Annotated in this window: 12 protein-coding genes; 8 read left to right on the forward strand and 4 right to left on the reverse strand. The window is 59.7% G+C overall.

Features of this window, described 5'->3' with window-relative positions:
* The 7 genes from purD to rng all read left to right on the forward strand — a co-directional run.
* Positions 1-1,056: phosphoribosylamine--glycine ligase (purD, locus tag ACFFAR_RS13860; RefSeq protein WP_174363051.1), on the forward strand; the 1,056-nt coding region annotated here is incomplete at its 5' end.
* A 132-nt stretch (positions 1,057-1,188) separates the two neighbouring features.
* The gene (gene hemF, locus ACFFAR_RS13865) at positions 1,189-2,112 is read left to right on the forward strand and encodes an oxygen-dependent coproporphyrinogen oxidase (RefSeq protein ID WP_174363050.1); all 924 of its coding nucleotides are present in this window, start codon (positions 1,189-1,191) and stop codon (positions 2,110-2,112) included.
* 37 nt (positions 2,113-2,149) lie between these two features.
* Positions 2,150-2,872, forward strand: coding sequence for a nicotinate-nucleotide adenylyltransferase (locus ACFFAR_RS13870; protein ID WP_082771397.1), 723 nt, complete (start codon positions 2,150-2,152; stop codon positions 2,870-2,872).
* A 4-nt stretch (positions 2,873-2,876) separates the two neighbouring features.
* Positions 2,877-3,317 carry a ribosome silencing factor gene (gene rsfS / locus ACFFAR_RS13875; RefSeq protein WP_061998996.1) on the forward strand — a complete coding sequence of 147 codons (441 nt, stop codon included), beginning with the start codon at positions 2,877-2,879 and terminating at the stop codon, positions 3,315-3,317.
* Between the two features lie 66 nt (positions 3,318-3,383).
* On the forward strand, positions 3,384-3,854 hold the full coding sequence (gene rlmH, locus ACFFAR_RS13880; RefSeq protein ID WP_174363048.1) for a 23S rRNA (pseudouridine(1915)-N(3))-methyltransferase RlmH: 471 nt from the start codon (positions 3,384-3,386) through the stop codon (positions 3,852-3,854).
* Between the two features lie 60 nt (positions 3,855-3,914).
* Positions 3,915-4,535: a Maf family protein gene (locus ACFFAR_RS13885; RefSeq protein WP_375508016.1), complete on the forward strand. Its 621-nt coding sequence runs from the start codon at positions 3,915-3,917 to the stop codon at positions 4,533-4,535.
* 8 nt (positions 4,536-4,543) lie between these two features.
* Positions 4,544-6,013: a ribonuclease G gene (gene rng / locus ACFFAR_RS13890; protein WP_061998993.1), complete on the forward strand. Its 1,470-nt coding sequence runs from the start codon at positions 4,544-4,546 to the stop codon at positions 6,011-6,013.
* 130 nt (positions 6,014-6,143) lie between these two features.
* On the opposite strand, the gene ACFFAR_RS13895 is transcribed toward rng, so the two are convergent.
* The 4 genes from ACFFAR_RS13895 to ACFFAR_RS13910 all read right to left on the reverse strand — a co-directional run bounded on the left by ACFFAR_RS13895 (position 6,144) and on the right by ACFFAR_RS13910 (position 9,474).
* Positions 6,144-6,413, reverse strand: a complete 270-nt coding sequence (locus ACFFAR_RS13895; RefSeq protein WP_375508017.1) for a BrnA antitoxin family protein — start codon at positions 6,411-6,413, stop codon at positions 6,144-6,146.
* Positions 6,406-6,585, reverse strand: a complete 180-nt coding sequence (locus tag ACFFAR_RS13900) for a BrnT family toxin (protein WP_375508019.1) — start codon at positions 6,583-6,585, stop codon at positions 6,406-6,408. Before ACFFAR_RS13900 ends, ACFFAR_RS13895 begins: the two co-directional genes overlap by 8 nt.
* Positions 6,586-6,937: 352 nt before the next feature.
* Entirely contained in the window at positions 6,938-7,168 is a 231-nt protein-coding gene (locus ACFFAR_RS13905) for a hypothetical protein (RefSeq protein ID WP_061998984.1), read from the reverse strand.
* A 197-nt stretch (positions 7,169-7,365) separates the two neighbouring features.
* The gene (locus tag ACFFAR_RS13910) at positions 7,366-9,474 is read right to left on the reverse strand and encodes an ATP-binding protein (RefSeq protein ID WP_174363047.1); all 2,109 of its coding nucleotides are present in this window, start codon (positions 9,472-9,474) and stop codon (positions 7,366-7,368) included.
* 652 nt (positions 9,475-10,126) lie between these two features.
* On the opposite strand from ACFFAR_RS13910, the gene ACFFAR_RS13915 reads away from it, so the two are divergent.
* Complete coding sequence (locus ACFFAR_RS13915) at positions 10,127-10,348, forward strand: hypothetical protein (protein WP_375508018.1); 222 nt, start codon at positions 10,127-10,129, stop codon at positions 10,346-10,348.
* Positions 10,349-10,597: the final 249 nt, after the last annotated feature.

The raw sequence follows: 10,597 nt of genomic DNA on the forward strand, positions 1-10,597 counted from the left end.
GTGAACTTGTTCCGCTCGCGTGGTCTGAAGATTTTTGGTCCGACCAAAGAAGCGGCGCAACTCGAAAGCTCGAAGGACTTTGCCAAGGCGTTCATGAAACGCCATGCCATTCCCACGGCCGAGTACGAAACGTTCACGGACATCGGTGCGGCACACGCTTATCTCGACACGAAGGGCGCGCCCATTGTCATCAAGGCGGACGGTCTGGCTGCCGGTAAAGGCGTGGTTGTCGCCACTAGCCTGGAAGAGGCGCATGCAGCCGTCGACTCCATGCTCGCCGACAACAAGCTGGGCGACGCCGGTGCACGCGTGGTGATCGAGGAGTTCCTGGACGGCGAGGAAGCCAGCTTTATCGTGATGGTGGATGGCAAGCATGTACTGGCGCTGGCGTCGAGCCAGGACCACAAGCGCCTGCTCGATGGCGACAAGGGCCCGAACACCGGCGGCATGGGTGCGTATTCACCTGCCCCGATCGTCACGCCGCAACTGCATGCGCGCGTGATGCGCGAAATCATCCTGCCGACGGTGCGCGGCATGGAGCAGGAAGGCATCCGCTACACGGGCTTCCTGTATGCCGGCCTGATGATCGACGCGCAGGGCAATCCGAAGACGCTCGAATTCAATTGCCGCATGGGAGATCCGGAAACGCAGCCGATCATGGCGCGCCTGAAGGGTGATTTCTCGAAGGTGGTTGAACTCGCGATCGCGGGCACGCTTGCCACGGCCGAGATCGAATGGGACCGGCGTACCGCGCTTGGCGTGGTGCTCGCCGCTCACAACTACCCGGACACGCCGCGCAAGGGCGACCGGATCAACGGCATACCTGCGGAAACGCCGGAAGCAGTGACGTTCCATGCCGGCACCACGCTGGAAAACGGCAAGCTGACCACGTCCGGCGGCCGCGTCCTGTGTGTCGTTGGTCTGTCGGATTCGGTTCGCGGCGCGCAATCCGTCGTCTACGATACGATCAACCAGATCGCGTTTGACGGCATGCAGTATCGGCGGGACATTGGGTATCGGGCGCTCAATCGAAAGGCGTCGGACCGACAAAGCTGATTCGACACCGCATTCAAGTACAGCACTGCCGGACCTTCGCGTCCGGCAGTGCGTTTTTAGACGAAACGCGCCGAATGGCGGCAGACCGCCTCCTTGTCCGCCTTTCCCGCACACCAGAAAGCACGCAGCACGATGACCGATTCGACCTACGACGTACACGCTGTCCGCACCTATCTCACCGGTTTGCAAAAGCAGATCGCAGATACGCTCGGCGGGTTCGATGGCGCCGAATTTGCCGTCGATTCATGGCAGCGTGGGCCAGAGGAGCGGCTGCGCGGCGGCGGGAGTACCCGGATTCTCGAAGGCGGGCAGTTTTTCGAGCGCGGCGGCATTGGCTTTTCGGATGTCGCGGGCGATTCCCTGCCGCCATCGGCGAGTGCCGCGCGCCCGCAACTGGCCGGCCGCGGTTTCGAGGCAATGGGCGTATCGTTGGTCATGCATCCGCGCAATCCGCACTGCCCGACCGTGCATATGAACGTGCGCCTGCTGATCGCCACGAAAGCCGGCGAGGCGCCGCTCTTCTGGTTCGGCGGCGGAATGGACCTGACGCCGTATTACGGTTATGAGGAAGACGCGCAGCATTTCCACGGCGTGTGCCGTGACGCGCTTGTGCCGTACGGCGCGGATTTATACCCGCGTTTCAAGAAATGGTGCGACGAGTATTTTTATCTCAAGCATCGCAACGAGCCGCGCGGTATCGGCGGGATTTTTTTCGACGATTTCTCGGAACCCGGTTTCGACGAATCGTTCGCGATGATGCGCAGCGTCGGCGACAACTTTCTCAACGCCTACGTGCCGATCATCGAACGCAGGCGCAACACGCCGTATGGCGAAGCCGAGCGGGAATTCCAGGCCTATCGGCGAGGCCGCTACGTTGAATTCAACCTGGTATTCGACCGGGGCACGCTGTTCGGGCTGCAAAGCGGCGGGCGCACGGAGTCCATCCTGATGTCGATGCCACCGGCCGTTTCATGGCGATACAACTGGAAACCGGAAACCGGCACGCCCGAAGCGCGGCTTTATTCCGATTTCCTTGTCGCGCGAGAGTGGGTTTAAATAGCCACGGAAACATGAGAAACCGGCGCTGTACCCGTTGCATTCCGTCCCCAAAGAGGACCGTCCACTGAAACCCAATCTTCCTTGCGTTCACCGCGTCGGCTTGCTGGGCGGCACGTTCGACCCGATACACAACGCTCACATGGCGCTCGCGCGGCGTTTCGCCGAGTTGCTGGACCTGACCGAACTCGTATTTCTGCCGGCAGGCCAACCGTGGCAGAAAAAAGACGTGACGCCGGCGCATCACCGGCTCGCAATGACTCGCGCAGCGGCGCAAGCGCTGCACATCGACGGTTTGAAGATCACCGTCGCGACCGACGAAATCGATCACGATGGCCCAACCTATACCGTGGAGACGCTCGCGCGCTGGCGCGAGCGGGAAGGCGCGGATGCGTCGCTGGCGTTGCTGATCGGCGCCGACCAGCTCGTGCATCTGGATTCTTGGCGCGACTGGAAACGGCTGTTCGAATTTGCGCACGTATGCGTGGAAACACGCGCGGGTTTCGATGTATCGACGGTTTCACCCGCTGTTGCCGAGGAAATTGCGGCCCGCAGCGCGAGCGCGGATGTGCTCCGGTCCACGCCGCACGGGCACCTGTTGATCGACTCGGCGCTGGCGCTCGAAGTGTCCGCCACCGAAATCCGCGAGCAGTCGGGCGAACGCCTCAAAACGCACGCGGCAGGCGGGATTGCTGCCGAGAGTAATGTTCCGTCCGCCGTATGGGACTATATTGTTCAACACCACTTGTACCATCGGTAAAAATATGGAAATTCAAAAGCTTCAACGCGCGATCATCGACGGTCTCGAAGACGTCAAGGCGCAGGACATCAAGGTGTTCAACACCACTCACCTGACCGCCCTCTTCGACCGTGTGATCGTGGCGAGCGGCACGTCGAATCGTCAGACCAAGGCGCTTGCGAACAGCGTGCGCGAAAAGGTCAAGGAGCTGGGCGGCGACGTCATCAGCACCGAGGGCGAGGAAATCGGCGAATGGGTGCTGGTCGATTGCGGTGACGCCGTCGTCCATATCCTGCAGCCGGCGCTGCGCCAGTACTACAACCTCGAAGAAGTCTGGGGTGACAAACCCGTGCGCGTGAAGCTGCAAAGCGCAGGCGGTTTCGGCGGCGCGCGTGTGACCGCGGACGAAGAAGACGAGGAAGACGAACCGGCGGCCAAGCCCGCGCGCAAGACCACGCGTCGCTGAGCTTCAGGTTCAGTGCGAACGTACCGCTTTACCTGAAGGCGGACGCTTCGTGCGCCTCACGCTGCCATGAAACTTCATATCCTCGCGGTCGGCCACAAGATGCCCGACTGGATCGCAACCGGCTTCGACGAATATGCGAAACGCATGCCGCCCGAGCTGCGCGTGGAGTTGCGCGAGATCAAGCCTGAACAGCGCTCGTCGGGCCGTAACGCCGAGAGCGTCATGGCGGCTGAACGTGTGCGCATCGAAGCAGCGTTGCCGAAAAATGCGCGTCTTGTCGCGCTCGATGAACGCGGCCGCGACTGGACCACGATGCAACTCGCCGGCGCCCTTCCCGACTGGCAACAAGATGGCCGCGACGTGGCCTTCGTGATCGGCGGTGCCGACGGTCTCGATCCGCACATCAAGGCGCGCGCCGACGTATTACTGCGTGTGTCGAGTCTTACGCTGCCGCACGGCATGGTCCGCGTGCTCATGGCCGAGCAGCTTTATCGTGCGTGGAGCATCACGCAGAACCACCCATATCATCGCGCGTGAACGGCAACGGGTCATCGAAGGCGCGGAACCGCCAACGCGTGCGCTTCGAGGATTGCCTCAATGTCATCGACCACGTTTGCGTTTGTTTATCTAGCGTCGCAAAGTCCCAGGCGCCGGGAGTTGTTGCAGCAACTCGGCGTCAAGTGCGAACTGCTCCTGCCCCTTCCTGATGAAGACGCCGAAGCGCTCGAAGCCGAGCTTCCCGGCGAAGCCGCCGATGCCTACGTCCTGCGCGTATGCGCGGCGAAGGCACAGGCTGCATATGCTCGGCGCGTAAAGGGCGAGCACGCGCCTTCGCCCATCCTTGTTGCCGATACAACCGTCACGCTCGATGGCGCCATCATGGGCAAACCGGACGATGCCGCCCATGCCGTCGCAATGCTCGAACGGCTGTCCGGGCGTGATCACGAAGTGTTGACGGCGCTCACCGTCGTCGATTCCGAAGGCGGGATGCTCCAGCCCGTCCTGTCGCGTTCGCTCGTGCGCTTCGCCGCGGTCGACCGTGCTGCACTGCAACGCTACGCCGCCACTGGTGAACCGCTCGGAAAGGCCGGTGCGTATGGCGTTCAGGGACGCGCGGCAGCGTTTATCGAACGGATTGAAGGGTCCTATTCGGGTATCATGGGCCTGCCTCTTTTCGAAACAGCCGCACTCCTGCGCGTGGCGCGCGTCGACTTTTAAACCCGTCCATGAACGAAGAAATTCTGATCAACGTCACACCGCAGGAAACCCGCGTTGCCCTCGTTCAGCAAGGCGCGGTGCAGGAGCTTCATGTCGAGCGCACGTTGTCGCGCGGCCGAGTGGGTAATGTATATCTTGGCAAGGTCGTGCGTGTATTGCCGGGCATGCAGTCGGCGTTTATCGACATCGGGCTCGAGCGCGCCGCGTTCCTTCATGTTGCCGATATCTGGCATCCGCGCATTGCCGGCGAGACGCATTCGAGTGCGCCGCATATCCCCATCGAGAAGATCGTGTTTGAAGGGCAGGCGCTGATGGTGCAGGTGGTGAAGGATCCTATCGGTACCAAGGGCGCGCGGCTTTCGACTCAGGTGAGCATCGCAGGACGTACGCTGGTTTATTTGCCGCAGGAACCACATATCGGGATTTCGCAGAAGATCGCGAGTGAGACCGAGCGCGAGGCGATTCGTGCGCGTCTCACGGCGGTTCTGCCCGTGGATGAAAAAGGCGGATACATCGTCCGCACGATCGCAGAAGATGCGACGAGCGAAGAACTTGCCGCCGACGTCGCATACTTGCGCAAGACATGGACGACGATCGTCGCGCAGGCCCAGCGCGTGGCGCCGACTTCGTTGCTGCATCAGGATCTCAATCTGGCACAGCGCGTATTGCGCGATTTCGTGAATGACGAGACCTCGCGCATTCAAGTGGATTCGCGCGAGACGTATCAGATGCTTGCGGACTTCGCGGCCGAGTTCACGCCGGCGGTTGCATCGCGCGTGCATCATTATTCAGGCGAGCGCCCGCTTTACGATCTGTACAACATCGAAGCGGAGATCCAGCGCGCGTTATCCCGCCGCGTGGATCTGAAGTCGGGCGGATACCTGATGATCGATCAGACCGAGGCCATGACCACTATCGACGTGAATACGGGCGGTTATGTCGGCGCCCGGAATTTCGACGATACGATCTTCAAGACCAATCTCGAAGCCGCCCATACGATTGCGCGGCAATTGCGGCTCAGGAATCTGGGTGGGATCATCATTATCGATTTCATCGATATGGAGAACGTCGAGCATCGCGACCAGGTTCTCGGGGAGTTGAAGAAGGCGTTGTCGCGCGACCGCACGCGGGTGACGGTCAACGGATTTTCCCAGCTTGGACTGGTCGAGATGACGCGCAAGCGCACGCGCGAATCGCTGGCCCATGTGCTGTGCGAGCCTTGCCCGACGTGCGATGGAAAAGGCCAGGTCAAGACACCGCGCACGGTGTGTTATGACGTGCTGCGCGAGATCATGCGCGAGTCGCGGCAATTCAACCCGCGCGAGTTCCGGGTGGTGGCGTCACAGCAGGTAATCGATCTGTTTCTGGAAGAAGAGTCGCAGCATCTGGCCATGCTGATGGACTTTATCGGCAAGCCGGTGTCGTTGCAGGTCGAGTCGAATTTGAGTCAGGAACAATACGACATTGTCTTGATGTGATCCTGCCACGCCGGAAAGGACCGCTTAAAGAGCGCCGATGAAAGCCGCGCCCGAACTAAGAGCCTGAGATTGTTCTAAGCCCGGCGCTCGCGAGCACGGCGTTCGATCCGTAGGAGAACGCATGGTGCAGCTATACCGTCAACTCCTTCGGCGAATGCGTTTTCAGCCACTCAGACAGCACCAGATCAATCCGTGTCTGCCAGCCATCTCCGGTTTCCTTGAAAGCCGCCACCACCTGCGGCGACAGTCGAAGCGAAAGCGGAACCTTGGTCGGAGCCTTCTGGCTGCCACGCACCCCAACTTTCGCGCGCAAAGAAGGCGGCAACGCATTCTCACCGCGCTCGAACGTCTTCAGATCGTCAGTCGTGAGTTCACGCACTTCATCGTGCTCATCAATCATGGGTTTGCGTGCTGTCATGGCGTTTTACCTCTCTCGAATTAGCCTTGCGAAAACTGATCACGCGGATCCCATCATCGGTTTCAGTGAAACACAGCACATGCAAACGGGCGTCAAGGAAGCCGAGCGCAATATACCGAACCTCGCCGTACTCGCGCCGCTCGTCGGAGCCTATAGGGCGGTTCCGAAATCAAAGTCCACTGCGCGCTCAAAGGAAAGGTCACGGTCGGTGATGTTTCGGGAATTCTTGTTCGGATCGAAGGTGACGTGCATGAACCTAATTGTATATACAAAATACGTATAATGCAAAGAGAAAGCGCTGAGCTAGTGCCGGGTCGTGCACGTCCCGCCCATACGCTGCACGTCCTTGTTCCGTAGCGGGACGAGCGAGAGGCCAGCTTCGTTGGGAGGTTGCCATGTACACCTTCATTTCCCCTCGCCGTCGGGTTCGCCACAATGATGTGAAAAGATCAGCGGGCCTCCAAGTGGCTTGATGTAGCGGCCGCCAGGGTGCCGCACACCCCACTTCAATCCAGCAACACCCCCGGCCGTACCTTGATCTTCGACCCCGCTCCGGCCTGCATTCCTGCCATCAAAGTTTCGCGGCCCTTGCGTGTGACGCAGGTCGTCGAAAAGATCAGTTCGGCGTAACCCAGCTCCCGAAAATGCGCGGCAATCGTGGCGGGTATCCTCCCGCTTCCGTTAATTGCCAGTTCGAGCAGCCAGTCCAGTTCGAATTCGGTGAGGTCGTTGTGCATTGCGCTCTCCAATCTTCAATAGCATCGTTTTCTGGAGCAGACAAAAGCTGTGACTGGCATCGATACGGCCGCTTGAAATGTTCAAGATCAACGGCCCCTCGATCGATACCGATCGAATATACGCACGCAAACAGCGGCCAGATTCAGCCGCGCCACATCGTGTCCGGAATTTTTTTATCGGTGAAACAGAAAATCGCTCAACTGAAAGACTTATGCAAACTCCGGTCGATCGCTGCGACCAGGGCATGCAGCGAAACCGGCTTGCTCAAATGCCCGTCGAAGCCGGCATCCAGCGCTTTTTTCACGTCCTGCTCGCGGCCAAAACCCGTCAGCGCAAGCGCCGGAATTCTCGCGGTTCGCGGCGTGCTGCGCATCTGCCGGATCATCTCGTAGCCGTTCATGGTCGGCATGCCGATGTCCGAAAGCACCACGTCGAACTCCTGCTGCGTCGTGGCCACGAGCGCCTGCTCCGCGCTCGGCTCAGCCCGCACATGCGCGCCTTCCATTTCCAGCAACGTGCGAAACGCTTCGAGCGCTTCGACGGAATCATCGACAAGCAGCACGCGCAGGCCCGTCAGGATGCTCGGATCGACGAGTTCGCGCGGCGCTTCCCCGCGCGGCGACGGCGCATTCTCCGGCAACCACAGCCTGAAGCGCGCGCCCTGTCCCAACCCTGCCGACTCCGCCTCGATGCGCCCGCCATGCAACTCTGCAAGCTGCTTTACGAGCGACAGCCCGATACCGAGACCACCGCGATCGCGACGGCCGCCGCCATCGGCCTGACTGAACATCTCGAAGATGCGTGGCAGAAAGTCCGGCGCAATGCCCTGCCCGGTGTCCGTCACGTCAAGGCACACGGAACCCGCAAGCTGCGATATCGCCAACTGCACGCGGCCGCCGCCCGGCGTGAATTTCAGCGCATTGCGCACGAGATTCCAGATCATCTGCTCGACGCGTTCGGCGTCGGCGTAAATCATCATGGCGGCGTCGGCGCCTGTCATCGATAAATCGATACCCCCCGAAACCGCATCCGCCGTGCTTGCTTGCACGACTGCACGCAACATCGACGTCACGTCCACCGGCGAGAACCGCAGCGCGAGCTTGCCCGTGCGCACGCGCGACAAATCCAGCAGGTCGTCGATGATCTTCGCCTGTCCCGCCACCGCGCGCTGGATGGCGTCGGCGGCATCCTGGACGATCGCGTTGTCGCGCACCTCGGGGGTGCGCGTGAGCAGCTCGGCCTTGACGTGAATCAGGTTGAGCGGGTTCTTCAACTCATGCGACAGGACAGAAAAGAACTCGTCCTTCACGCGATTTGCGGCTTCGGCTTGTGTGCGAATGGCGCGCTCCAGCGCCAGCGTGAGTTGCTGCGGACTTTCGACGCCGGTCTTGCCGGTGACATCGCGGGAGATCTTCGCGAAGCCCCGGAACGAACCCGATTCGACGGGCGTCGTCACGCCGCTGCAGAAGACCTCTACGCCATCGCTGCGCACATGCCAGCGTTCGTCTTCTGCGCGCCCGGCCTGGGTAGCCCGCTGGCGTTCCATCTGCGGCACGTGTGCGTCGCGGTCATCGGGAAGAAAGATGAGATCGATAGGCTTGCCGCGCACTTCGCTTTCCAGGTAGCCGAAAATGCGCTGCGCGCCGCCGTTCCACATGACCACGAGACCATCCATGTCCTGCACGATGATTGCATAGTCGTCCGTGGTGACGGCCGCGAGCCACAGGCGTTCTTCGCTGCTGCGCGTGACGGTTTCGGCGGCGCGACGCACGGTGATGTCGATCAGGGTGATCACGGCGCCGTCGATGTGATCGCCCGTCCTGCGATACGGCAATACGCGCGCGATAAACCATTCGCCCCGATCCGAGCCGATCTCGCGTTCGGTCAGTTTGAACTCGTTGAACGCGGCGCGGGCGTCGGCGGCCATGTCGGGATAATCGAGCCCATGGCGGAGATGAAGCAGGGACCGCCCAATATCCGATGCACTCAGCCGGAACAATTCGGCCGCACGCGGCGTGTATCGTTTGATCCGCAGTTCGCGATCGACGGCCACCGTTGCTATACCGGTGGAGGTGATCAGGTATTGCAGCTCGTCGTTGCCGTCGACGGTTTCGGCGACTGTATCGGCCAGTGCGATGTTCACCGTGACGAGTTCTTCATTGACCGACTGAAGCTCTTCCTTACCTGCTTCGAGTCCCTCGCCGGTAGAACGAAGCTCCCCATTGATCGCCTGTAATTCCTCATTCAGGGCCTTCGAGTCAGAGGACGAAATAATAAGGGAGCCCGGTTGGGTTGAAGGATTCATCGGAAGCTCCTTCCGAGAACCGGCAAATCGCACAAACAATCGACGCAAAAAGCGTACGAACGCGGGGCGAGCCGGCCAATCTGTTTCCTGAGAATTCGCGCCGGGTGTCCTTCCGCCACGCGAGATATATCAGGATGGGTGGCGTTATTTTTTCGCCGTCCTTTTAACCGATACTAGTCGCTATTGGCAAATGCGGTCGAGACAATATCGGGATTAATTAGGCGGATGTAGTTATAAGGCCGCACCACCTACACCTGTGAACCTGTTCACCGTTTAATCGGTAGAAACGAATTAGCGCTGTACAAAAAATGCGGGAAAAAGGCCCGGTAAAATCTAATTGAGTCCCACCGCCCAAAACAGCTAATCCGGCAACGATGACCCACTCCATCCCTCTCCGCGTTACGATCTTTTCGCAACCGTTACGTAACGCTGCGGCGTAACAGCCCGGTGAATGTGACGGCTGGGGACGCTACGGGGTGTAGCAGCAATCGTGTTCTCTTCGAAATACATGGCACGTCTCGTGCACTTGAAACGTATCGCATTGACCAGTGCGGGTCTGAACGAGAACGCTCAGACAATAAAAGCAAACGGCTAGAATCAAACAGGCCACCATTAATAGCAACCGAATTGTGGCGCAACCGGGGGAATTAAATTGAATAACTATCTTATCGAAAAAGATCTCGTGCATCTTGAACGCGTGATAAACAAGATTGCCGCGAGTCACGGGCTTTCTCTGTCGTACTGGAGAAAACGCGTGGACTCGATGTTGTCCTTGACGCTCATGCCCGCCCAGCGCAAACGAGTTGGACAAATACACGCGGCCATCTCGATGCTCGAAGACTCGAATCCAGGACCGGCGTCCACGTGTGGCTGAAATATTGACGTTCCTGGCGCTCCGGCAACTGCGAAGGCAGGCCTGCCGGAAGCCGCACATCCAACTCAACAAGCGACATCGCGTTGCCCTCGGCCTCAATGTCGAACCAGCACACCCGGTATCAGGTTTAATAATAGGCAATGCGTTAAACACATATTCCAGCATTTGGAAAAGTGAAAATACGCACTGGCGCGATTATTAAATAAATATGAAGTGCGCCTGTTTCAATCCTCCTTTTTAATAATGCTG

Source organism: uncultured Caballeronia sp., from assembly GCF_964243625.1.
In the GTDB taxonomy this organism is placed as follows: domain Bacteria; phylum Pseudomonadota; class Gammaproteobacteria; order Burkholderiales; family Burkholderiaceae; genus Caballeronia.

Bases quoted from the DNA above. Each gene is read 5' to 3' on its own strand.
- rlmH (WP_174363048.1), top strand. From the start codon at position 3,384: ATGAAACTTCATATCCTCGCGGTCGGCCACAAGATGCCCGACTGGATC.
- ACFFAR_RS13905 (WP_061998984.1), bottom strand. From the start codon at position 7,168: ATGCACAACGACCTCACCGAATTCGAACTGGACTGGCTGCTCGAACTG.
- hemF (WP_174363050.1), top strand. From the start codon at position 1,189: ATGACCGATTCGACCTACGACGTACACGCTGTCCGCACCTATCTCACC.
- ACFFAR_RS13885 (WP_375508016.1), top strand. From the start codon at position 3,915: ATGTCATCGACCACGTTTGCGTTTGTTTATCTAGCGTCGCAAAGTCCC.
- rsfS (WP_061998996.1), top strand. From the start codon at position 2,877: ATGGAAATTCAAAAGCTTCAACGCGCGATCATCGACGGTCTCGAAGAC.
- rng (WP_061998993.1), top strand. From the start codon at position 4,544: ATGAACGAAGAAATTCTGATCAACGTCACACCGCAGGAAACCCGCGTT.
- ACFFAR_RS13895 (WP_375508017.1), bottom strand. From the start codon at position 6,413: ATGATTGATGAGCACGATGAAGTGCGTGAACTCACGACTGACGATCTG.
- ACFFAR_RS13910 (WP_174363047.1), bottom strand. From the start codon at position 9,474: ATGAATCCTTCAACCCAACCGGGCTCCCTTATTATTTCGTCCTCTGAC.